Source organism: Variovorax sp. M-6, assembly GCF_052114385.1.
Classification (GTDB): Bacteria; Pseudomonadota; Gammaproteobacteria; order Burkholderiales; family Burkholderiaceae_C; genus Variovorax.
In genome coordinates, this window is record NZ_JBFREQ010000006.1 from 84,434 (window position 1) to 107,120 (window position 22,687).

Genomic DNA, 22,687 nt, shown 5'->3' on the forward strand with positions numbered 1-22,687 from the left:
CGGTGCGCAATGAAGATCTCGACCGAACAGGTTCAAAGGGTTTTTTCTCAGCTGGACCGGCAAGCCGACCCAGCACCCCTAGCGAGCGGCCATTTTAGGCTCGATGGCGACGATGCGGGCGCGGGACAGAATCAGGCCTGGGATCGCCTAACTCTTCTTGGAGGTTTTCGCGAAGAACTGCGTCGGCTGATGCTCAACGGCCTCACTGGCGCACTTCGGGCAACGCAAATGGGCCGTCTCATGCTCAGCGACGTGTTCGATGTGCTCGAAAACCTCGCCGCACTTTGCGCAACGATACTGGTACGTAGGCATGGCACTCCTCCACCGCGGGAGCGGGATGCGCAGGTTCGGCCCATGAGGCATGGCGCCCGCTCCCGGCGCCTCATGCTACGACGATGGCGCCGCCTTGGAAACCCTTTTTCGGGAGCCCGGTGCAAGGTGAGCCAGGGGCCGGCACCGGCACTCGGGCAGTTGGATTGTCAAGGATGCATCGTCCGCGCGTCGTCGCGGGCAATCAGCGGGACGGCGAAGCGCCGGACGGCGATCGAAAGCGCCCAGAACAGGCCCGTGATCAGCGCGGCCAGACCCAGCCCGGCCGCGATGTCGAGCGGAAAATGGACGCCCACGTAGATGCGTGCCCAGCCGGTGACGAGCGCGATCGCGAACACCGCCAGTCCGAGCGTCCGCAGGGTCGGCCGCAGGCAGAGCACCAGGGCCACCGTGAACATCACCGAAGCGTGGGCGCTGGGCAGTGAGCCTCTGGCGCCATGTTCGATGTAGGCCGGGCTCAGGCCGGCGACGAAGGGCCGCGGCATGTGGAGGGCATCGGCCAGGGCGTGTGCGGCGATGGCGGCAACCGCCGCGGCGGCCAGGGCCGCCATCGCGTAGCTGCGCTGCGCCGGCCGGCGCCAGGCCACCCCGCCCAGCAGGGCCAGGCAGAGCCATGAGGCGCCGCCGGCCACCAGCGACGCGAAGCCCAGGAGCTGGGCGTTGGGTGCGTGGCCCGCACCGAGCCATTGAAAGAGTGCGATGTTCAGCGGCTGCATGGCGCGCATCCTAGGGGCAATGCGTGTCGGCAGCATGAACGCACGGTTCACTTCCGGTTCAGGGCCGCAAGCAGCGGCGGCCCGGGATCCCGGATCAGTGCTCGACGCCGAGCAGCGTGTGCAGCCGTGTGCTGGTGGTGGTGTATTGCAGCGGAATCGCCTTGTCGGGAAAGACGATGGCGGCGGCGCCCCAGGCCGCCAGCGTGGCCTCATGGAAGCCGCAGACGATGAGCTTCTTCTTGCCGGGGTAGGTGTTGATGTCGCCGACGGCGAACACGCCGCGCTCGCGCGTCTCGAATTTCTCGGTGTCGACCGGCACCTGCTTGCGCTCGAGCGCCAGGCCCCATTCGGCGATCGGTCCGAGGCGTGGGGAAATGCCGAGGCAGCCGATCAAGGCGTCGAAGGGCAGCGCCACGGTTTGCGCGTCCGGCGTGGCAACCTGGAGCTGCGTGTCGTCGAAGCCGACGGGCTGGCCGATCTGCAGGCGGATCGCGCCGGCCGCGATGCGCTCGCGCAGTGCCCGCACCGTTGCATCGTCGGCCTGGAAGACGTCGCGGCGGTGAAGCAGCGTGACCTTCTTCGCCAGGGGCGCGAGCGCCAGTGCGGTGTCGATCGCGGCATCGTCGCCGCCATGGACGATCACCGACAGCCCCGCGAAGCGATCGAGGGCGTCGGGATGATAGAAGAGCCTGGCGCCTTCAAGCCGCTCGATGCCTTCGACGGCAATGCGCTTGGGCACGAAGGCGCCGACGCCTCCGGCGATGAAGACCGTCTTGGCCAGAAAGGAACTGCCGCGCGACGTGGCCAGCCGCAGGCGGCCGTCGTCCTGGCGGGCGAGGGTCGCGATCTGCTCGCCGAAATGGAATTGCGGCTTGAACGGTGCGATCTGCTGCAGCAGCGATTCCGCCAGGCCGCGTCCGGTGGTCAGCGGCGTGCCCGGGATGTCGTAGATCGGCTTGTCGCCGTAGAGCTCGACGCATTGGCCGCCGGCGCGGGGCAGGGCGTCGACGATGTGGCAGGAGATCTCGAGCAGGCCGAGCTGGAATACCTGGAACAGCCCGACCGGGCCGGCGCCGATGATCAGCGCATCGGTTTCGACCGGGGCCGCTGTCGTGTTCAGCGCACCAACTCCCCGATCTTGTCGGTCTTGTCTTTCCACTCTTCGGCGTCGGGCAGCGCCGGCTTGCGCTTGGTGATGCTCTTCCAGCCGTCGGCCAGGGCCAGCTCCGCGTTGAGCTTGATGAAGGCCAGCTGGTTGGCGGGCAGGTCTTCCTCGGCGTAGATCGCGTTGACCGGGCACTCGGGGATGCAGACCGCGCAGTCGATGCATTCGTCGGGGTCGATCACCAGCATGTTCGGCCCTTCACGGAAGCAATCGACCGGACAGACATCGACGCAATCGGTGTATTTGCAGCGGATGCAGGATTCGGAGACGACGTGGGTCATGGTCTTGGCTAGCGGGGGAATGATCGGGGAAACCCCGAATTTTAGGCCTTTGTGGCGGTGGGCCGCACGAGCACTGCGGCGGAGGTCCGATGCGAAGCGGTGTCCACGAGGATCAGCGACCCCAGCGCTCGCGATTGAGTGAACGGCAGCACGGCCAGCGGCTGCTGCAGTGCCAGCACCACGTCGCCGATGGCATTGGCTTCGAGCTGGTCGGTGGGTTCGGCTTCGAGGGTCGTGATGTTCAGCCGGTCGACGATGCGCGCCACCCTGGCCTTGACCCAGCGGTGGCCCTGCAGCGCCCAGTACACCCGGCCGGCGACCAGCGGCTCGTCGTCGAGCCAGGCGACGGTCGCGGTGATCTCGCGAACCGGCTCGAAGGCATCGGGCGCCAGCAGCCAGTCGCCGCGCGAGACGTCGAGCTCCCGGTCCAGCACGATGCCGGCGCTGTGACCGGCGTGCACGGTCTTCGGGTCGCGCGTGTGGCTCAGCACCTGGGCCACGGTGGCGTGCTGGTTGCTCGGCAGTACGGTGATGCGCTGTCCAGGCTCGACGTGGCCGCTGGCCACCCGGCCCCAGAACACGCGGCGCCCGCGCGACGTGTCGGCCGATGAGGAGAACTTCTCGACCCACTGCACCGGGAAGGCGAAGGGGACGGCCTCGTCCTGGGCGGTGACCGGCAGTTGCTCGAGCAGTTCGAGCAGGCTGGGGCCTTCGTAGCCGGCCCAGGCGGGATGGCGCGAGGCCACGTTCCAGCCCTTGAGCGCCGAGATCGGCACCGTGGCGGTCACCTGCACGCCGGCGGCGTCGGCGAAGTTCGAGAGCGCGGCGGAGATGCGCTCGAAGGCGAGTTCGGCGTCGTCGATCGCATCGAGCTTGTTGACCGCGAAGACGATCGACTGCACGCGCAGCAGATGGCACAGCAGCGTGTGGCGGCGGGTTTGAGGCAGCAGTTCGCGCTTGACCACTTCGCCGTCGCCGACCTCGGCGGCCCAGGCCAGCTTGGTCGCGTCGACCAGCACCACGGCGGCGTCGGCGCTCGAAGCGGCCGTGACCATGTTGCGCGTGTACTGCTCATGGCCCGGCGCATCGCCGATCACGAACTTGCGATGGGCGGTGGAGAAGTAGCGGTAGGCGACGTCGATCGTGATGCCTTGCTCGCGCTCGGCCGAGAGGCCGTCGGTCAGCAGGGCCAGGTCGGTCTCGCCGCCGCGCTGGACGCCGGCCAACTGGTCCTGCAACACGGTCTTGCTGTCGACCAGCAGGCGGCCGATCAGGGTGCTCTTGCCGTCGTCGACGCTGCCGCAGGTGATGAAGCGCAGGGCGGCGCCGGTTTCGGCTTGCTGTTCAAGAGTTGAAGTCGTCGCGTTCATGGTCATTCTCTGCAATGCACTGTCTTGTTCGTGAAACACCGAGGAACCGGCTCCGCCGGGCCTCTGGTGTTGCCCCCGGCAGGGGGTGGGCGGGCTACACGCAGTGAGCCCAACCTGGGGGCGAGCTAAAAGTACCCGTCTTTCTTGCGCTTTTCCATCGAGGCTTCGGAGGTCTTGTCGTCCATCCGCGTGGCCCCGCGTTCGCTGACGTCGGCCGCCAGCGTCTCGAGCACCACGTCGGCCGCATCGGCGGCGAGGCTGTCCACGGGGCAGGTGCAGGTGATGTCGCCGACGGTGCGGAAGCGCACGTCGCGCACTTCGACCTGCTCGCCGTCGCGCGGCGGCGTGAGTGCGGTCACGGGCACGAGCAGCCCGCGGCGTTCGATCACTTCGCGCTTGTGGCTGTAGTAGATCGAGGGCAGGGCGATGTGCTCGCGCTCGATGTACTGCCAGACGTCGAGCTCCGTCCAGTTCGAGATCGGGAACACGCGAAAGTGTTCGCCCGGTGCCAGACGCGTGTTGAAAAGCGTCCACAACTCGGGGCGCTGGTCCTTCGGCTGCCATTGGCCGAAGCTGTCGCGGTGCGAGAAGATGCGTTCCTTGGCGCGTGCCTTTTCTTCGTCGCGACGGGCGCCGCCGATCAGCGCGTCGAAGCGGAATTCCTCGATGGCTTCGAGCAGCGTGACCGACTGGTGCACGTTGCGCGACTCTTCAGGGTGCGCCAGGCGCACGGTGCCGCGCCTCATCGAGTCCTCGACGTTGCGCACGATCAGCTCGGCGCCGAGTTCCTTGGCGCGGGCGTCGCGGAAGGCCGTCACTTCGGGGAAGTTGTGGCCGGTGTCGATCATCAGCAGCGGATAGGGAATGCGGCCGACGCCGAAGGCCTTCTCGGCGCACTTGAGCAGCACCAGCGAATCCTTGCCGCCCGAGAACAGCAGCGTCGGCCGCTCGAACGAGGCCGCCACCTCGCGCAGGATGAAGATGGTTTCCTCCTCGAGCGCATCGAGCTGGGTGTTGGACAGGCGCGCGAGCGACTGCGTGGTGGGCAGCAGCAGGTCGGGTTCGGTTCGGGCGTTCATGAAAATCGGGCGCTCAGAAAGTGGATCGGATGCGGCATGGGACTTCAGTGCGCGAGGTGCAGACCGCATTCCCGGTTGTCCTCGCCCTTCGTCGGATCGAGATAGTCGAAGTTGTTGGGCAGGCCATGCGCCTGGCAATAGGCGTGCAGATCCTTCGACGACCAGTGCAGCAGCGGCGCGACCTTGATCAGGCCATCGGGATTGATGCTGACCGGGTCCATCTGCGCGCGCACGGCGGTGTCGGTGGCCCGCAGCGCGGTGAACCAGACCTGCGGTGCCGTCTCGCGCAGCGCGCGCGCGAAGGGCTCCAGCTTCACCTCCTCGGTGAAGGCGGCGTGGCGCGGATCGTCGAGCACCGGCGTCGGGCCTTCCACCGCTTCGCGATGCGCTCTCGAACGCCGAGGCAAGAAGATGCGCAGGTCCAGGTCCAGCAGCTTCGTCACCTCGTCGGCAAAGCGGTAGGTGGCGTCGGTGTTGTAGCCGTTGTCCATCCAGACCACGGGCACGTCGGGCTTCGCGCGCGTGACCATGTGCAGGATCACCGCCTCGAAGGGCCTGAAATTGGTGGTGATGATCGCCGGCCGGTCCAGGCCGATGGCCCAGTCCACGAGGCCTTCGGCGTTGTGGCCGAGCTTGGCGTTGACTTGTGCGAGATCGATGCTCATTGGCGAGGGTTCCAGTGGGGGCAAGGGCGTGCCGACGGCCCGCTCAGGCGCGCTTGAAGATCGGCGTGGCTTGCACCGCGTCGCCTTGATAGAAGGCGGCGAAGCGGTCGAACTGGCGCTGGGCGGCAGAGGCGTCGACGCCTTCCTTCAGCACCGCGCTCGAGAAGCCGGTGCGCTGCATCTGCACCAGCTGATCGATCAACACGTCGCCGGTGGCGCGGATGTCGCCCTGGAAGCCCAGGCGGCGGCGCAGCAGGAAGGCCTGGCTGTAGGCGCGGCCATCGGTGAACTTCGGGAAGTTCAGGTCGATGCGCTCGACGTCCGCGAGGCACACCTCGATCGCCAGCGGGTCGGCGTCGTTGGGCAACTGCAGCACGTTCGGGTCGCCGTTGTCGACGTGGTCCTCGGCGGCGACGAGTCGAAGCGTCTTGTTCATGCTGCCACCTCCTCGACCTTGAAGCGCGCGCCATTGGCGGCGGCCTTGAAGGGCTCGATGCCGACCCGGCGCAGCGCGTCGATGAAGGTTTCGCCTGCTTCGCGGGTGTCGCGGTAGGTGTTGAGCACGGCCTCGATCACGTCGGGCACCTCGGCCGCCGAGAACGAGGGGCCGACCACCTTGCCGGCCTGCGCCGCGCCGCTGAGCGCGGAGCCGTCGGAGCCGCCGAGCGTGACCTGGTACCACTCCTTGCCGTCCTTGTCGACGCCCAGGATGCCGATGTGGCCGCTGTGGTGATGGCCGCAGGAATTGATGCAGCCGCTGATGTGGAGATCGATCTCGCCGAGGTCGTCGAGTTCGTCGAGGTCCTGGTAGCGCTCGGTGATGGCTTCGGCGATCGGGATCGAGCGCGCATTGGCCAGCGCGCAGAAGTCGCCGCCGGGGCAGGCGATCATGTCGGTCAGCAGGTGCACGTTGGCGCTCGCGAAGCCGGCCTCGCGGGCCGCCAGCCACAGCGCGTGCAGGTCTTCCGCATGGACCCAGGGCAGCAGCAGGTTCTGGTCGTGCGTGACGCGGGCTTCGCCGGCGCTGAAGCGGTCGGCCAGCAGGGCCGCCGTGTCGAGCTGGTCGGCCGAGGCGTCGCCGGGCGCCTGCAGGAGGCGCTTGAACGACAGCGTGACCGCGCGCAGCGCGGGGTTGCGGTGCGGCGCCACGTTGCGCTGCAGCCAGCGCGCGAACATCACGTCGTCGGCGGCCTGGGCGCGCAGGGCGGCATCGGTTTCCTCGGCGCTGCGGAACACGCGGGTCGCCAGCGTCGGCGGCACGAAAGACGCGCTCACGCGGTCGAGCTCGGCCTGGGTGATGGTGTGCGGCGCGCCGTCGTGCTCGATCACCTGCTTGTATTCGGCCTCGACGTCATCGATGTAGCGCTGGCCCTCGGCCTTCACGAGGATCTTGATGCGGGCCTTGTAGATGTTGTCGCGCCGGCCGTAGCGGTTGTAGACCCGGACCACCGCTTCGAGGTAGTTCATGATCTGGTTCCACGGCAGGAACTCGCGCAGGACGGTACCGATGATCGGCGTGCGGCCCATGCCGCCGCCGACCTGGACCCGGAAGCCCAGCTCGCCGGCCTCGTTCTTGACCAGGTGCAGGCCGACATCGTGCCAGCCCGTGGCGGCGCGGTCTTCGGTGGCACCGGTGATCGCAATCTTGAACTTGCGCGGCAGGAAGGCGAATTCGGGGTGCAGCGTGCTCCACTGCCGCATGATTTCAGCGAACGGGCGCGGGTCGGCGATCTCGTCGACCGCGACGCCGGCACGCTCGTCGCTCGTGATGTTGCGGATGCAGTTGCCGCTGGTCTGGATGCCGTGCATGTCGACCGTGGCCAGCAGGTCCATCACGTCGGCCGACTTCGAAAGCGGGATCCAGTTGTACTGGACGTTCTGGCGCGTCGTGAAGTGGGCGTAGTGCGTCGGCAGCTTGTGCGTGCCGAGCTKGCCCTGGGTGGCGAGCGCGTTCTTGTAGACCTCGGCCTCGGGCTCGTCGTAGACGCGCGCGATCTTCGCCAGCACGCGCAACTGGCGGCTCGACAACTCGCCATAGGGCACGGCCACGCGCAGCATCGGTGCGTAGCGCTGCACGTACCAGCCGTTCTGCAGGCGCAGCGGTCGGAATTCGTCCTCCGCGAGCTTGCCCGACTGCCAGCGTTCGAGCTGGTCGCGGAACTGGGCGGCACGCAGGTGCACGAACTGGCGGTCGAAATCTGTGTATTGGTACATCGTGTGTCAGAAGCTGGAAAGCGGTGCGTCCACCGCCCGTCAAGGCGAGCGTGGAATGTAGAAGCGAGGCTTATGAAAACAAACTATTTTTTGGTTCGCGCCTTATGCGGATAAGCATATTCACCAGTCGCCATGCGGGTTTCGAGGCGATTTGGCGGATTTTCCGGATAAGGCAGAACCGGTCGGAAGGCGCGCGTCCGGATGTCAGGGGAGCGGCTTTCGCGCCGCCGCGAAGGCGGCCTGGATGTCCTCGAGCCGCCGGCCGCGGGTCTCGATGCCGCTGCGCACCAGCATCAGGGCGGCCACGGCCATCGGCAGCGCGATCAGCAGCGCCGAGGCCGTGAAGTGCTCGAACACGCCGGCGACGCCGAAGCCGGCGCCGAGGATGCCGCCGAACTTCGAGCTGGCCGCGATCACGCCGGAGCCGGTGCCGCGCAGGTGCACCGGGTAGATTTCGGCCGCATAGGGAATCAGCATCGCGATCACGCCGCTGGAGCTCACCAGCAGCAGCGCCGTGGTCACGACCATCGCCAGCGCCGAATGCACCTGCGCCAGGCCGAGCGCGAAGAACACCAGCAGCGTGGCGGCCGTCAGGCCGATGAAGAGCACCAGCGCCTTGATGCTGCTCCAGCGGTGGTACAGCCAGATCACGAGCGCGATGCCGGGCAGCGCGAGCAGGGCGGAGCGGGCCAGCAGCGCGCTGGCGGCGCTGGCGTCCATGCCCATGCTGCCGAGGTTGGTCGGCAGCCACAGCAGGAAGCCGAAGTTGACCAGTCCCCAAGCCACGCCGCAGACCGCCAGGCCCCAGGTGACGCGGGCGTGGCCGCCGCGCAGCAATTGCGCGAGGCCGCCGGCGGGGACCTCCTCCTCGGCGATCACCGCGGCGGCGGCCGCGGCGCCCGTGCTCGACGGCTGCCGGCCGGCGAAGCGGGCGAGCACGGCGCGGGCCTCGTCGGCCAGGCCGGCATTCGACAGGAAGCGCGGCGATTCCGGGATGTAGCGGCCGAGGAACACGATCAGCAGGCCGGTAGGCAAGCCGAGCAGCCAGAGCGCGCGCCAGCTGAACTCCGGCACCAGCAGAGCCGCCGAGCCGGCCGCCAGCAGGTAGCCGGCCGAGGTGCCGATGCCGCCCAAGGCCACCAGCAGCCAGCCGCGGTGCGCCGCGGGAACGGTCTCGGCCATCAGCGTGAAGGTGATCGGCAGAAGTCCGCCGGCCGATGCGCCCATCAGGAAGCACATGACCAGGTTCCATTCGAAGCTGGGCATGGCGCCGCAGATCGCGGTGCCGATGAACATCAGGGCCGACAGCAGGATTGCCGAGCGGCGCCCGAACAGGTCCGCCAGCCGGCCCCAGAGCACCGAGCCGACGGTGGTGCCGGTCAGCGCCACCAGGGCCAGCACGCCGGCGCGCTCGCGGCTGATCTCGTACTCGTGCGTCATGCCCGGCATCACGAAGCCCAGCGTGGCCGGTTTCAGCACGTCGACCGCCAGCGCAACCACCAGCACGAGCACCAGCTTCCAGTGCTCGCGGTTGAGCGGCACGCCGTCGGCCACATGGAACTGCAGGTGGCTGTCGCCGTGCAGGCTCTTGCGCATGCCGGCGATGCGCGGCATCAGGCCATAGGCCGCGAGCAGCACGCCGAACGGGATCATCGCCATGCCGGTCAGCATCGTGGCGTCCATCTCCATGCCGACCATCTGATAGCCGGTGCTTCTGCCCATCATGAACATCGGCAGGTGCGCGAGCACGCCGCCGATGATGGCGATACAGCCGGTCCAGAACGCGAGCGGATGGTGGAAGTCGAAGTTCTGGGGTTTCACGGGGGCCTGCTTTCGGGCCCGGATGTTAGCCGTCCGCCGGAGCTCCCGGGAATTCAGCAGCAGCGCCCCGCACCCTGGCCGTAGCGGCGTTCGATCACCCTGGCGCAGTAGTCGTTGCGCGACAGCACCGGCGCACCCGGGTGGCGCGCGGCGGCGTGTTCGAGATAACGCTCGTAGTCCGGCATGCCGAACACCTGGCGGCATGCCGAGCAGAGGCTGCGCCAGCGCTCGCCCGCCGGGCGCTGGCCGTCGACGTCGAGGGCCCCGTTCATGGCACTGCTCCTTGTGCGCCGGTCATCGGCGGGATCTCCTGTGCGGTCGGCCTGGCCTGCCTGAGCGCCTGCAGGCAGATCTTGGCCGCGAAGACGCACATGGCGAGCACCAGCAGCACGAAGAAGCCGCAGACGACCGCGTCGAGGGTGTTGTTGAAGGCGACGCGCTGCATCTCGGCGATCGACTTGGCCGGCGCAATCAGCGTGCCCTGCGCGGCGGCGTCGCCGAACTTGCGCGCCAGCGCCAGGAAGCCGATGGCGGGGTCGGGATGGAAGACCTTCTGCACGCCCGCGGTGAGCGTGGTGACCAGCAGCCACGCGGTCGGCACCAGCGTGACCCAGACGTAGCGCTCGCGCTTCATCTTCACCAGCACGCTGGTGCACAGCAGCAGCGCGATGCCGGCCAGCATCTGGTTGCCGACGCCGAACAGCTGCCACAGCGTGTTGATGCCGCCGAGCGGATCGACCACGCCCTGGTACAGGAAGTAGCCCCAGAGGCCGACGCACAGCAGCGTGGCGACGATGTTGGCGGGCAGGAACTCGGTGTTGCCGAGCGGCTTGTAGACGTGGCCCAGCATGTCCTGGATCATGAAGCGGCCGACCCGGGTGCCGGCATCGACCGCGGTCAGGATGAAGAGGGCCTCGAACAGGATCGCGAAGTGGTACCAGAAGGCCTCCATCGACTTGCCGCCGAAGGCCTGGCCGAGGATCTGCGCCATGCCGACCGCGAGCGTCGGCGCGCCGCCGGCGCGCGACAGGATGCTGGTCTCGCCGATGTCGATCGCGGTCTGGTTGATCATCTCGGGTGTGATCGTGAAGCCCCAGCCGGAGATCACCTCGGCCGCGTGGGCGGCGGTGGTGCCGATCACCGCGGCCGGCGCGTTCATCGCGAAGTAGATACCGGGGTCGAGCACGCTGGCGGCGGTGAGTGCCATCACGGCCACGAAGGACTCGGCCAGCATGCCGCCGAAGCCGATGAAGCGCATGTGCGACTCTTTCTCGACCATCTTCGGCGTCGTGCCCGAGGAGATCAGGGCGTGGAAGCCCGACACCGAACCGCAGGCGATCGTGATGAACAGGAACGGGAACAGCTTGCCCGAGAACACCGGGCCGCTGCCGTCGATGAAGCGCGTGGTGGCCGGCATCGCAAGCAGCGGCGCGACGTAGTAGATGCCGAGCGCCAGTGCGACGATGGTGCCGATCTTGAGGAAGGTGCTGAGGTAGTCGCGCGGCGCCAGCATCAGCCACACCGGCAGGCTGGCGGCGATCGCGCCGTAGACAATCAGCGCCCAGGCCAGTTGCGGGCCGGTGAGGGTGAACCACGGCGCCCAGGCCGGACTCTCGGCCACCACGCGGCCCAGAAAGATCGAGGCCAGCAGCAGCACCACGCCGAAGACGGAGGCCTCGCCGACGCGACCGGGCCGGATGATGCGCATGTAGACGCCCATCAGCAGCGCGATCGGGATGGTGGCGAAGATCGTGAACAGGCCCCAGGGGCTGCCGGTCAGCGCCTTCACCACGATCAGCGCCAGCACTGCCAGGATGATGATCATGATGGCCAGCACGCCCACCAGGGCCAGCGTGCCCGGCACCGGGCCGAGCTCCATCTTGATCATCTCGCCGAGCGATTTGCCGTCGCGCCGCACCGAGGCGAACAGCACGATGAAGTCCTGCACCGCGCCGGCCAGCACCACCCCCGTGAGGATCCACAGCGTGCCGGGCAGGTAGCCCATCTGCGCCGCCAGCACCGGCCCGACCAGCGGCCCGGCGCCCGCGATGGCGGCGAAATGGTGGCCGTAGAGCACCCACTTGTTGGTCGGCACGTAGTCCATCCCGTCGTTGTGCCGCAGCGCCGGCGTGACGCGCGTGTCGTCCAGCCGCAGCACCCTGTCGGCGATGAACTTGCTGTAGAAGCGATAGGCGATGAAGTAGACGCACAGCGCCGCGGTGACCAGCCAGACCGCGTTGACGCTTTCGCCTCGGCCCAGCGCCAGCGCGGCGAAGGAGAAGGCACCGAGGAGGGCAATGGCCGGCCACAGCAGCAGGGAGGTCAGCTTGTTCATGACGCGGCTCCTGTCTCGAGGGCGCCGATTCGGACATGACCGTCGGCATGTCTCCTTCGGCGGCTGCCATCTTCCTGCCGTGGCGGCTCCGGCGCAAGACGCAGATTGAATCGGATTGCGACTGCGCGGAGTGGATAGGGCCTAAGCCATATGGACCCGGCGTCGCCCAGGCCCTAAGGTTGGCGAAGTAGTCGAATAACAACCGGGGGAGATGCCGTGCATCGGTCGAAAAGAGGCGAGCTGGCGAAGCTGCGGGGCGAGATGGTGCGCTGCCGGCTGTTGGTGGCAGCCGCGCGCGAAGAGATGATCGAGGCGCTCGGCGACTTCATGTGCGGCAGCGGCGCGGCGCCGGGCGTGCAGGACATCCGGGCGCTCGACCGCCTCTGCGAAGCCCTGGAGGAGGCCGAGGCGGCCTATGCGCGCCGCCTCGCGGCCCCGCCGGAGCCGCACTTCGCCGGCCTGCGGCAGCGAGTGGGTTGAGCCGGAGGCTCAGAACGAGCCGACGGCCGTGCCGAGCAGGATGACCGCGATCAGCGCGATCAGGGCGCCGACGATGCCGACCATCACGATGTCGAAATAGCTCTCGCGGTGCTTGGTGCCGCAGACCGCCAGCAGCGTGACGACGGCGCCGTTGTGCGGCAGGCTGTCGAGCGTGCCGGCACCGATCACCGCGACCCGGTGCATCAGCGCCGGATCGAGGCCGGTGGTGTCGGCCAGCTGCATGAAGGTGCCGCCCAGCGCGTCGAGCGCGATCGTCAGGCCGCCCGAGGCCGAGCCGGTGAGGGCGGCCAGGATGTTGGTGGACAGCGCCAGCGACACCAGCGGTCCGCCGCCGATGCCCAGCACCCAATCGCGCACCATCTCGAAGGCCGGCATCGCGGCCACCACGGCGCCGAATCCCACCAGGCTGGCGACGCAGACCACCGGCAGCACCGACGCGTTGGCCCCGGCATCGACCGTGGCGCGCAGCGAGGGCAAGCGCTTCCAGTTCAGCGCGACCAGCACCGCCATCGCCGCGGCCAGCGCCACCAGCACCGCCCAGACACCGCCCACGTTGGCCAGGCTGATGCCGCCGAAGCGGGGCTCGGCCAGGAAATCGGTGTCCAGGTTCGGCAACACCACCAGCGCCATCAACAGGTTCACGAGCACCACCACCACCAGCGGCGCCAGCGCCACGGCGATGCCGGGCTGGCCGGCGCCGTGTTCGCCGTGCTGGACCTCGGCCGGATCGAAGCTGCCGGCGGTGGTGGCGCGTTCGCGCACCACCGGATCGTCGGCGGCGTCGATGTGGGCATCCGACGTCAGGGCGCCGAAGGTCTCGCCGGCTGCGCGCGCCCGGGATTCGGCGCGCCGCAGCCACCACATGCCGAAGCCCAGCATGATGGCCGAGGCGATCACGCCGAGTCCGGGCGCGGCGAAGGCGGTGGTGCCGAAGAAGGGCATCGGGATCGCGTTCTGGATCGCCGGGGTTCCGGGCAGTGCCGACATGGTGAAGGTGGAAGTGCCCAGCGCGATCGCGGCCGGCATCAGGCGCGCCGGGATGTCGGCGGCGCGGAACAGCGCCTGCGCCATCGGCGCGAGCACGAAGAAGGCGACGAACAGGCTGACGCCGCCGTAGGTGACCAGCGCACCGGCCAGCACGACCGCGAGCATCGCGCGCTTGGGTCCCAGCTTCTCGGTCATGAAACGGGCGATGGTCTGCACCGAGCCGCTGTCGTCCATCAGCTTGCCGAAGACGGCGCCGAGCAGGAACAGCGGGAAGAACTGGGCCAGGAAGCCGGCCGCCGAGCCCATGAAGGTCTGCGTCCAGTGCGCCAGCAGCGGTTCGCTGGCGAACAGCGCGGCGATCAGCGCCGCCGCCGGTGCCAGCACGAGCACGCTCCAGCCCCGGTAGGAGAGCCAGATCAGGAGGCCGAGGCCGAGGAAGATGCCTGCGAGTCCCATGGTTCAGACTCCTTCGAGAAGGGCGTCGAGGTCGAGCGTCGAGCGCTTGCCGATGTCGCCCTTGTGCGCGTCGATGAACGCCTGGGCCGAGCGCCGACCTTCGTCGCGCAGCTTGCACAGGAAGGGCCACTCCGAGATCATCTTCGACGAGGCGCCGAGGTCGAGCATCGCGTCGGTGGCGACGCGGTGGATGCGCATGCGGGCCCAGGCCGCGCCTTCGCCCTTGCCCGGATCCGCCACCTGGCGCAGCAGGGCGATCATGCGCAGCTCCTTCAGGAGCGGCGAATTGAACGACAGCTCGTTGAGCCGGTTGTTGATCTCGCTCGCGCTGCGCGGCACGCCGGGCCGCTCGATGGGGTTGATCTGGACCAGGATCGTGTCGCTTGCCTGGCATTCGCGGATCAACGGCGTCATCGTCGGATTGCCCGCGTAGCCACCGTCCCAGTAGGGGTCGCCGTCGATCTCGACGGCGTGAAACATCGTCGGCAGGCAGGCCGACGCCATCAGCACCTCGGGCGTCATTTCGGCATTGCGGAACACCCGGCCGCGGCCGGTGCGCACATTGGTCGCGGTGACGAAAAGCTTGATCGGCGAGGCTGCGAGGCGGTCGAAGTCGATCAGCTCGGCCAGGATGCCGCGCAGCGGATTCATGCCACGCGGATTCAGGTCGTAGGGCGACCACAGGCGCGTCGCCAGCTCGGCGGCCATGAAGGCCGGCGAGTTCTCGAGGCTCCAGGTCCCGGTGATCATGTCGATCCAGCCGCGCTTGAAGGGGCTGTACTTGGCGGCATCGGAGACGCCGCGCCAGAACTTGTCGAGCGATTCGCGCGCGCCCTCGGCACCGCCAGCGGCATAGCCGGACACCAGTGCCGCCGCATTCATCGCGCCGGCCGAGGTGCCCGAGATGCCGTCGAGACGCACCGACGGCACTTCCAGCATGCGGTCGAGAACGCCCCATGTGAAAGCACCATGTGAACCGCCACCCTGCAAGGCAAGGTCAATGGGAATGATCTTCAATGGGGCCTCCTCAGGCGCTGTGTTGCACGGAACGTGCGGTTTTTGTTGGCTGGGGCGAATCCTAAATCCGAATCCGGCGGCCCGGCTCGCCAACGGCAACGCAATTCGCGTGCCGGCAACTTCAAAAAAGCTTCATGCGGCCGACACGCGGATTTCACGGGGCGCCTGCCGGCGACGCGGCCACCCGGGAATCAGCTCGACACCCGCCGCACCACCACGCTCGCCTCCAGCCCCTCATAGGCCTCGGCGTCGCCGTACCAACTGCCCGAGATCGGCGCCGCCAGGGCCGGGTCGCGGGCGACGCCGACGCGGATCAGCTGGGTGCTCGCCATCAGATTGTTGGTGGGGTCGAACGCGATCCAGCCGGCGCCCGGCAGGTAGGCGTGCAGCCACGCATGCGTGCTGCCGGAACCGGTGACCGCCTGCCCCGGCTCCGCCTCGCCGGTGTCGAGCGCGGCGTCGTAGAGATAGCCGGAGACGAAGCGCGTCGCGACGCCCAGGCGGCGCGCGGCTTCCATCATCAGGAGCGCGTAGTCGCGGCAACTGCCGCTGCCCAGCGCGAGCGTCTGCAGCGGTGTCTGCGTGCCTTCCTCGTCGCGCGCGACATAGCGCAGGCTCTGGCCGATGTGGGCGTTCATGCGGGTCAGAACCTCGCGCGTGCTGTTGGGCTGGTCGGTGTGGAGGAACTGGTGCGCCCAGCGGATCAGCGTGCCGTCGGGGTCGTCGTGGTGCGGCCGCAGGTAGTGTTCGAGATCGAGTCGTTCCTGCACCGAATAGGCAAAGGGCAGCAGCTCCGCCGAAGGCTCCAGCGCCAGTTCGTTCAGCGGCGTGGGCACGTGCTCGATGGTGAACGAGCAGACGATGCGCAGCTCGGTCGCCTCGCCCATCGGCTGCACCAGCGCCACCGAGTTGGAGTGCGGGTCCTGGATCATCCGCACATAGGCCTGGGGGCTGACCTCCAGGTCGGTCGCGAGCACCCGCAGGTCGTGGCTGTCGCGCGGCCTGAACATCACGCGATGCAGCCCGAAGGTGACGGGCGTCCTGTAGCGGTAGACGGTGGTGTGGGTGATGTCGTACTGGATGGCCATGGGGCATTGTGGCCGCGCTGGCGTTTTCGTTCCATTTGGGGTTGCGCCCGGCCGGGTCCGCGGCGTGAAATGAGCAGGCCTGCCGCATCCCGGGCAGGGACAGGGGGCCGCATGGACAAGGAGTCGAAATCCGGCGCCGGAGGGCTCTCCGGAAATGGCCTGATCGCCGTGTTGCTGCTGGCCACCGGCGCACTGTTCGTGCGCGAGATCCCGCTGGAGACCCATCGCCCGCCGGCGGGCGATCAGCGGATGGAGCAGCACTTCTCGCTGCAGGACATCGATGCGCGCCTGTGGCAGGACCCCTTCAGCGCCGTCGCCAAGGGGCGCGCCGAGGCCCGCAAGAAGCCGCCGTCCAAGACGGCCGAGGACGAAGCGCAGCAGCGCAGCGCGGAGAAGCTGGCCGAGGCGGTCCGGCGCCGCGAGGGCGTGGAGATTCTCGCCGTCATGCTCGGCGGCGGTCCGTACTCGGACAGCGTGGAAAGCCGCCGCCGCACGCGCTACGCCGTGCTGGCAGGCCTCAATGTCAGCGGCTACGCGCCCGTGGACAACGAGCATCTGGGCTACTTCATCCCGCCGCCCGCGAGCTCGACGACGACGAGCCTGCAGGAAGCCGTGCCCTACGAGTGGTTCGAGCCCGCCGTCGACATGCGCCCGCGAGAGGGCGACCGGCCCCGCCCGACCGTGCTCGTGATGTGGCTGCAGAGCGAGGCTTTCGCCGACCATCCGCTGCAGCGCATGAAGGACCTGACCCGCGTCTTCGAGCCGGCGCGGGTGAACTGGCGGGTGCTTGGCCCGTGGGGATCGGACGGCCTCAAGGCGATGGTCGAGGAGACGGTGGAGCGGGACTTCCAGCCTGCGACGCTCGGATTGAAGCGGGTCAGCTACTACTCCCACTACGCGACCGTGCCCGACGGCACGCTGCTGGAGAACAAGGCCGACTACGACGGCCAATCGAACCTGTCCGACTTCCTCGCGACCAAGGGCGTGACGCTGCTCAGGACCATCGGCAGCGACCAGCAACTGGTCTCCGCCCTGGTCGGCGAGCTGGTGCGCCGCGGCCTGGTCGCGCGCCAGCTGGAAGCCAACGAGGGCGCCGAGATCGCAGGCGGCTACGCGGCCGCCTGTCGTCCCCAGGGCGATGCGCGGCGCGGCTCGCCGAGCCATATCGCGGTGGTCGCCGAATGGGACACGCTGTACGGACGCAGCCTTCGGCGCGCCTTCATGGCGAAGAAGGGCGAGCCGGGCTTCTGCGTCGATCGCTTCAACTACGTGCGCGGGCTCGATGGCCAGTTGCCCACCGGCAGCGGCGCCGACAGCGCGGCGGGTTCCGGCGACAACGGCAAGCCGGCGCCGAACGACAAGGATGCGGCCCGCCGCAAGGACGGCACCTTCGTCGAACGCGCCGAAGGCCAGAGCCAGTTCGACTACCTGCGCCGGCTGGCCGTGCAGATGCATGCGCAGGACCAGAGGGTGCGCAAGTCCAGTCCCGACGGGCGCGGGCTGCGCGCGATCGGCGTGCTGGGCAACGACGTGCACGACAAGCTGCTGGTGCTGCAGGCCCTGCAGCCCGAGTTTCCCAACGCAATCTTCTTCACCACCGATCTCGATGCCCGCTTCCTGCATCCGCGCGAGCAGGCCTGGAGCCGCAACCTGCTGGTCGTTTCGAACTTCGGGCTCAGTCTCGACAGCCGGTTGCAGGGCGGCGCACCGCCGTTTCGCGACAGCTATCAGACCTCGGCCTTCTTCTCGACGCGCATCGCGATGGACGATGCGCAGCGCGCCGGCTTCTCGACCGCGCACGACGACGGCGCACGCCGATCCGCGACGCAGGCCGAGATCAGGAGCAGCTGGTTCGACACCCCGCGCATCTTCGAAATCGGGCGAACCACGGCCTTTGACTTCAGCGCGGGAGAGGCCCAGGTCAAGCCCTGCAGGGAGCGGGACTGGATGAGTTGCGAGCACATCCACCCGCCGGGCTCGCCGCGCTATCCGGAGCCTCGCCGTGCGATGCTGGCCCTGATCCTGAGCGCGGCACTGCTCGCGCTGTGGGCCCCCGCGCTGTGGCTCAGCCGCGCAGCGCGGCGCGCACTGGCGGGCTTCGTCGCCGGCGCCGCGGGGCCGACCGGGCGACTGCTGCGGTACGGCGCGCTGGCCCTGGGGCTGGTGCTGTTGCAGTTTGCGCTGCCCTGGTGGATGGCCTCGCTGTGGCAGCCCTTTGCCGACTGGCTGACGCGCGACGGCAAGCCGCTGGTGGCTTTCGAGGGCATCAGCCTCTGGCCCACCGAAGCCATCCGCCTGTTCGCGCTGCTGCTGTGCCTCTACCTGTTGATGCGTGGCTGGACCATGCTGGACCGCAACCTCGACGAGATCAGCGGCCGGTTTCGCCTGGGCCCGACGCGGCGCGAGCTGGTGGCCGAGCAGCGCGCGGTCGATGCCGGCCTGCCCTGGTGGGAGCGGCTGCTGTGCATGTTCTCGCTGGAGTTCGTGCCCCGCTCGGCGCCGCAGACCTTGCCGGGCCACGGGATGCCTGCGGTGGCGCTCGACTTCTGGAAGCGGCACATCGTGCAGAACCGCCTGAGCGCGCGGCTGGTGCGGACCACGGTCTACGTCGCGCTGATGCTGGGCCTGAGCTGGCTGCTGATGCAGGCCCTCGGCGAAGACCTGTTCGTGCCGCAGCGCGGCGAGCTCTCGCGCCACGTGCACCGGGCGCTGCTGATCCCTGCCGTGGTGGCGATGTACTACCTGGAGTTCTTCGTGGTCGACGCCACCACGTTGTGCGTCGGCTTCGTTGGCGGCCTGCGCGAGCAGGCCGCCAACTGGCCGACTTCCACCAAGGAAGCCTTCCAGCGTCGGCTCGGCATACCCAGCGAGTTCCTCGACAGCTGGATCGACCTTCAGTTCATTGCCCTGCGCACGCGTTGCGTCACCCGCCTGATCTACTACCCGTTCATCGTCCTGTCGCTGCTGCTGCTGTCGCGCAGTGCCGCCTTCGACGACTGGTTCATGCCGACCAGCACCATCATGCTGGCCGGGGCGGGTGCGGCGATCGCGGTGGGCTGCGCGCTGGCGCTGCGGCTGGCGGCCGAGGCCTCGCGCCGCAGCGCGCTCGACCAGATCCGGGATGCGCTGATGCGGGCCCATGCCGGCCGCACCGATCTCGTTTCAAACGGCTCGCCGCCTGCCGATGAACCGACGGTCGAGCAGCTCAAGCTCCTTCATGCGCGGGTGGAGGGGCTCCATGAGGGCGCCTTCGCGCCGTTCTGGCAACAGCCGTTGCTGAAGGCCGTGCTGCTGCCTTTCGCGACCCTGGGCGGCTCGACGCTGCTCGACTACATGGCGCTGGCCAACCTCTGATCGGCCGCTCGCGCGCTGTCCAGCGCCTGCGCCAGCTTGAGTGGCAGCGGCAGCGGCTCGCCGTGCCACCGCGCGGCCAGCAACTCGGCACACAGGGCGGCGAAGCTGAGTCCGCGCGAGCCGAGGGCGGTGCAGAGCCAGACGCCATCGGCCCCCTCGGGCGACAGCGGACCGACCAGCGGCCGGCGATCCGCCGAGGCGCAGCGCACGCCGGTCCAGGCCTGGGCGGTGCCGTCCGCGAATGCGCGATCGAGCTGCGCCGCGGCCTCGGGAAGCAGGCGCGCCAGCCGCTCGCGGTTGAAGGCGGTGTCGGCGGCGCGCGGCCTGGCATCGATGCTGTCGCGGTCGAAGGTGGCGCCTGCGCACCACAGTGCGCCTTCGGCGCCGGGCACGCCGGCGATCAGGTGGCCGTCGCCGTTCACCGGCGCTTCGGGCAGGCGCATGGCGTCCGTCATGCGGCCCCACTCGACCTGGCCGCGCACGGGTTGCAGGGGATAGGCGGGCGCCAGCGCGCGGCTCTCGAAGCCGGCCGCGATGACGACCCGATCGGCCTCGGCCAGCAGCGTTCCGTTCGCGTCGCGCAGGGCCCATTGCGCGCGGTCGGTGCCGATGCGCTCGATCCGGGCCACGCGACAGCCGGTCTGCACGCGGATGCCGGGCCGGGCGAGCCAGGCCTCGACCAGCCGTGCCGGCCGGACCCAGCCGGCGCGCGCATGCCAGAGCGCGGATGAACCGGCCGGCAGGCCCGACGCGCGAAGCCGGTCCGGATCGGCATGCCACGACTCGTTGGGCCCTTCGGCGGCCCAGTCGGCCGGCAGGCGATCGTCGTCGGCGGCGCGCCGCTCGAGCACGCCGCTCGCGCGCCAGTCCGAGCCTTCCACCAGCCACTGCGCCAACTGCTGCCAGGTGGCGCGGATGCCCGCGCGCGTCAGGCGCGAGAGCAGGGCGTCGTCGGGCGAGACGTGCGGCGCCAGCAGCCCGGCCGGCAGGCCGGAGGCGCCGGCCGCCGGACGGTCGGCCGCTTCGAGCACCTGCACCTCCCAGCCCCGGCGCGCGAGGCTGGCCGAGACCGCCGCCCCGGCCAGGCCGGCGCCGACGACCGCGCAACGGCCGGCCGTCGCGGGCGGCACAGGCGCCGGCCCGCGCTGGCGGACCTGCCAGGCCGGCGCGAACACGCCCTGCAGGCAGTCGCGCTTGGGCGGCAGCCCGGCCGCCTTGGTGAGCTGGAAGCCGTTCTGTGCGAGGGCGTCGCAGACCGCCCGCGCAATCGTCCAGGTGGCGAGCCGCGTGCCGCGCCGGGCAAAGCGCGACACTGCCTTGAGCGTGTCGGCCGACCACATCGCCGGATTGCGCTGCGGGCTGAAGCCGTCGAGGAAGATGCTGTCGGCCTCGAAGCGCTGGGCGCGCAGCATCGGCTGGACGTCCCCGATGCACAGCGTGAGCAGCACCTGTCCTTCGTCGAACGAGAGGCGGTGGAAGCCGGGCAGCAGGCCGTGCCACTGCGCCGCCAGCGCCTCGGCCAGCGGAAGAAGCTCCGGGTAGGCGGCGGCAGCGCGCAGCAGGTCGTCGCGCGAGACCGGAAAGGCCTCGATCGAGACGAAGTGCAGCAGGCGCGGGCGCGACGAATCCTCGCGCCAGGCGCGCCAGACCGTCAGGAAATTAAGGCCGAAGCCAAATCCGGTTTCGAGAATCCGCCATTGCGACTGGTGGGCCCAGGCCGCAGGCAGGCCGCAGCCGCCCAGAAACACATGCCGGGCCTGCGCCGGCGCGCCGCTTTCGGAGTGGTAGATGTCATCGAAGCGCTCGCTGCGCGGAACACCGTCGGCGCGCCAGGCTACGGGCTCGGCCATGGCGCGCGAAAACCCGGAACTCAGGAAGCGGGCGGCGGCACGTAGCCCTGCGCGACGTCGGCGCCTTCGCCGAAGAAATGCTTTTCCATCTGCCGCGCCAGGTACTGGCGGGCGCGCGCGTCGGCCAGGTTCAGGCGGTTCTCGTTGACCAGCATGGTCTGCTGCTTGAGCCAGGCGGCCCAGGCCTCCTTGCTGACGTTTTCCCACAGTCGCTTGCCGAGCTCGCCAGGGTAGGGCGGGAAGTCGAGGCCTTCGGCCTCTTTGCCGAGCTTGATGCACTGGACCATACGTGCCATTTTGGATGCCTTTGTGGGTGTCTTAGTTGATTTCGTTATTTAGAACTGAGAACTCGGTCGTTCTCGATTCCATATGCCGTATCCAGAATACGTGGCTTCAGCGTTATGCCATTTACGAGCACAAGACCATGAGCCTTCGCCGCGACTTTATCAAGCTTTCCCTCGGCGCCGCCGCTGCCGCCAGCATCGCCCTGACGGCAATGCCGTCGTTCGCGGAGGGCGTGACGCTGCTCAACGTCTCCTACGACCCGACCCGCGAGCTCTACGTCGACTACAACCAGGCCTTCGCCAAGTACTGGAAGGCCAAGACCGGCCAGGACGTCACGATCAAGCAGTCGCATGGCGGCTCCGGCAAGCAGGCGCGCTCGATCATCGACGGCATCGACGCCGACGTCGCGACGCTGGCCCTGGCCGGCGACACGGACGCCCTCGTCGCGCACGGCGGGCTGGTCAAGCCCGACTGGCAGAAGCGCCTGCCGCACAACTCGGCGCCCTACACCTCGACCATCGTCTTCCTCGTGAAGAAGGGCAATCCCAAGGGCCTGAAGGACTGGGACGACCTGACGAAGCCCGGCGTGCAGGTGATCACGCCGAACCCGAAGACCTCGGGCGGCGCGCGCTGGAACTACCTGGCGGCCTGGGAGTTCGCCAAGCGCAAGTACGGCGGCGAGGCCAAGGCCAAGGAGTTCGTCGCCAACCTCTACAAGAACGTGCCGGTGCTCGACACCGGCGCGCGCGGCTCGACCATCACCTTCGTGCAGCGCGGCGTCGGCGACGTGCTGCTCGCGTGGGAGAACGAGGCCTTCCTGGCGCTGAAGGAATTCGGCCCCGACAAGTTCGACATCGTCGTGCCGTCGATCAGCATCCTGGCCGAGCCCACCGTGACCGTGGTCGACAAGGTGGTCGACAGGAAGGGCACGCGCGCTGTGGCCGAGGAATACCTCAAGTACCTCTATTCGGACGAGGGCCAGGATGTGGCGGGGCGCAACTACTACCGCCCGACCTCCGACAAGGCGAAGGCCAAGTACGCGACGCAGTTCCCGAAGCTCACGCTGTTCACGATCGACGATGCCTTCGGCGGCTGGGCCAAGGCCGACAAGGCGCACTTCGCCGACGGCGGGTCCTTCGACCAGATCTACCTGAACAAGCAGAAGTAACGAGC

20 protein-coding genes are annotated in these 22,687 nt (G+C 68.8%); 3 read left to right on the forward strand and 17 right to left on the reverse strand.

What is annotated here, in order from left to right:
* Positions 1–147: 147 nt before the first annotated feature.
* The 12 genes from AB4Z46_RS09095 to AB4Z46_RS09150 form a co-directional block, all read right to left on the reverse strand.
* Positions 148–363, reverse strand: coding sequence for an FmdB family zinc ribbon protein (locus AB4Z46_RS09095; protein WP_442283158.1), 216 nt, complete (start codon positions 361–363; stop codon positions 148–150).
* 116 nt (positions 364–479) lie between these two features.
* Complete coding sequence (locus AB4Z46_RS09100; protein ID WP_442283159.1) at positions 480–1,046, reverse strand: phosphatase PAP2 family protein; 567 nt, start codon at positions 1,044–1,046, stop codon at positions 480–482.
* A gap of 94 nt (positions 1,047–1,140) precedes the next feature.
* On the reverse strand, positions 1,141–2,205 hold the full coding sequence (locus tag AB4Z46_RS09105) for an NAD(P)/FAD-dependent oxidoreductase (RefSeq protein WP_442283160.1): 1,065 nt from the start codon (positions 2,203–2,205) through the stop codon (positions 1,141–1,143).
* A complete protein-coding gene (gene fdxA, locus AB4Z46_RS09110) occupies positions 2,163–2,492 on the reverse strand; it encodes a ferredoxin FdxA (RefSeq protein WP_158719560.1) in 330 nt (109 codons plus the stop codon). Before fdxA ends, AB4Z46_RS09105 begins: the two co-directional genes overlap by 43 nt.
* A gap of 41 nt (positions 2,493–2,533) precedes the next feature.
* Positions 2,534–3,862, reverse strand: coding sequence for a sulfate adenylyltransferase subunit 1 (locus AB4Z46_RS09115; RefSeq protein WP_442283161.1), 1,329 nt, complete (start codon positions 3,860–3,862; stop codon positions 2,534–2,536).
* A gap of 125 nt (positions 3,863–3,987) precedes the next feature.
* Positions 3,988–4,941 (reverse strand): sulfate adenylyltransferase subunit CysD, encoded by a 954-nt coding sequence (gene cysD, locus AB4Z46_RS09120; RefSeq protein WP_442283162.1) that lies wholly within the window; start codon positions 4,939–4,941, stop codon positions 3,988–3,990.
* 44 nt (positions 4,942–4,985) lie between these two features.
* Entirely contained in the window at positions 4,986–5,606 is a 621-nt protein-coding gene (locus AB4Z46_RS09125) for a phosphoadenosine phosphosulfate reductase domain-containing protein (protein WP_442283163.1), read from the reverse strand.
* 43 nt (positions 5,607–5,649) lie between these two features.
* A complete protein-coding gene (locus tag AB4Z46_RS09130) occupies positions 5,650–6,042 on the reverse strand; it encodes a DUF934 domain-containing protein (protein WP_442283164.1) in 393 nt (130 codons plus the stop codon).
* On the reverse strand, positions 6,039–7,820 hold the full coding sequence (locus AB4Z46_RS09135) for a nitrite/sulfite reductase (protein ID WP_442283165.1): 1,782 nt from the start codon (positions 7,818–7,820) through the stop codon (positions 6,039–6,041). Before AB4Z46_RS09135 ends, AB4Z46_RS09130 begins: the two co-directional genes overlap by 4 nt.
* A gap of 204 nt (positions 7,821–8,024) precedes the next feature.
* A complete protein-coding gene (locus AB4Z46_RS09140) occupies positions 8,025–9,641 on the reverse strand; it encodes an MFS transporter (RefSeq protein WP_442283166.1) in 1,617 nt (538 codons plus the stop codon).
* A gap of 53 nt (positions 9,642–9,694) precedes the next feature.
* Complete coding sequence (locus tag AB4Z46_RS09145) at positions 9,695–9,913, reverse strand: YbdD/YjiX family protein (protein WP_442283167.1); 219 nt, start codon at positions 9,911–9,913, stop codon at positions 9,695–9,697.
* On the reverse strand, positions 9,910–11,976 hold the full coding sequence (locus AB4Z46_RS09150; RefSeq protein WP_442283168.1) for a carbon starvation CstA family protein: 2,067 nt from the start codon (positions 11,974–11,976) through the stop codon (positions 9,910–9,912). Before AB4Z46_RS09150 ends, AB4Z46_RS09145 begins: the two co-directional genes overlap by 4 nt.
* A 216-nt stretch (positions 11,977–12,192) precedes the next feature.
* Between AB4Z46_RS09150 and AB4Z46_RS09155 the strand changes: the two genes are divergently transcribed.
* Positions 12,193–12,456: a hypothetical protein gene (locus AB4Z46_RS09155; protein WP_442283169.1), complete on the forward strand. Its 264-nt coding sequence runs from the start codon at positions 12,193–12,195 to the stop codon at positions 12,454–12,456.
* A 9-nt stretch (positions 12,457–12,465) separates the two neighbouring features.
* On the opposite strand, the gene AB4Z46_RS09160 is transcribed toward AB4Z46_RS09155, so the two are convergent.
* The 3 genes from AB4Z46_RS09160 to AB4Z46_RS09170 all read right to left on the reverse strand — a co-directional run bounded on the left by AB4Z46_RS09160 (position 12,466) and on the right by AB4Z46_RS09170 (position 16,025).
* Entirely contained in the window at positions 12,466–13,920 is a 1,455-nt protein-coding gene (locus AB4Z46_RS09160) for a GntP family permease (protein ID WP_442283170.1), read from the reverse strand.
* A 3-nt stretch (positions 13,921–13,923) separates the two neighbouring features.
* Positions 13,924–14,937 (reverse strand): patatin-like phospholipase family protein, encoded by a 1,014-nt coding sequence (locus AB4Z46_RS09165; protein ID WP_442283171.1) that lies wholly within the window; start codon positions 14,935–14,937, stop codon positions 13,924–13,926.
* Between the two features lie 191 nt (positions 14,938–15,128).
* Positions 15,129–16,025, reverse strand: a complete 897-nt coding sequence (locus AB4Z46_RS09170) for a transglutaminase N-terminal domain-containing protein (protein WP_442283172.1) — start codon at positions 16,023–16,025, stop codon at positions 15,129–15,131.
* 111 nt (positions 16,026–16,136) lie between these two features.
* On the opposite strand from AB4Z46_RS09170, the gene AB4Z46_RS09175 reads away from it, so the two are divergent.
* Positions 16,137–19,379, forward strand: a complete 3,243-nt coding sequence (locus AB4Z46_RS09175; RefSeq protein WP_442283173.1) for a hypothetical protein — start codon at positions 16,137–16,139, stop codon at positions 19,377–19,379.
* Here AB4Z46_RS09175 and mnmC read toward each other — a convergent pair.
* Positions 19,355–21,229 carry an FAD-dependent 5-carboxymethylaminomethyl-2-thiouridine(34) oxidoreductase MnmC gene (gene mnmC / locus AB4Z46_RS09180; protein WP_442283174.1) on the reverse strand — a complete coding sequence of 625 codons (1,875 nt, stop codon included), beginning with the start codon at positions 21,227–21,229 and terminating at the stop codon, positions 19,355–19,357. The two genes, AB4Z46_RS09175 and mnmC, sit on opposite strands and share 25 nt — an antisense overlap.
* A gap of 20 nt (positions 21,230–21,249) precedes the next feature.
* A complete protein-coding gene (locus AB4Z46_RS09185) occupies positions 21,250–21,525 on the reverse strand; it encodes an oxidative damage protection protein (RefSeq protein ID WP_442283175.1) in 276 nt (91 codons plus the stop codon).
* A gap of 128 nt (positions 21,526–21,653) precedes the next feature.
* Between AB4Z46_RS09185 and AB4Z46_RS09190 the strand changes: the two genes are divergently transcribed.
* Positions 21,654–22,682: a sulfate ABC transporter substrate-binding protein gene (locus AB4Z46_RS09190; protein ID WP_442283176.1), complete on the forward strand. Its 1,029-nt coding sequence runs from the start codon at positions 21,654–21,656 to the stop codon at positions 22,680–22,682.
* Positions 22,683–22,687 lie beyond the last annotated feature (5 nt).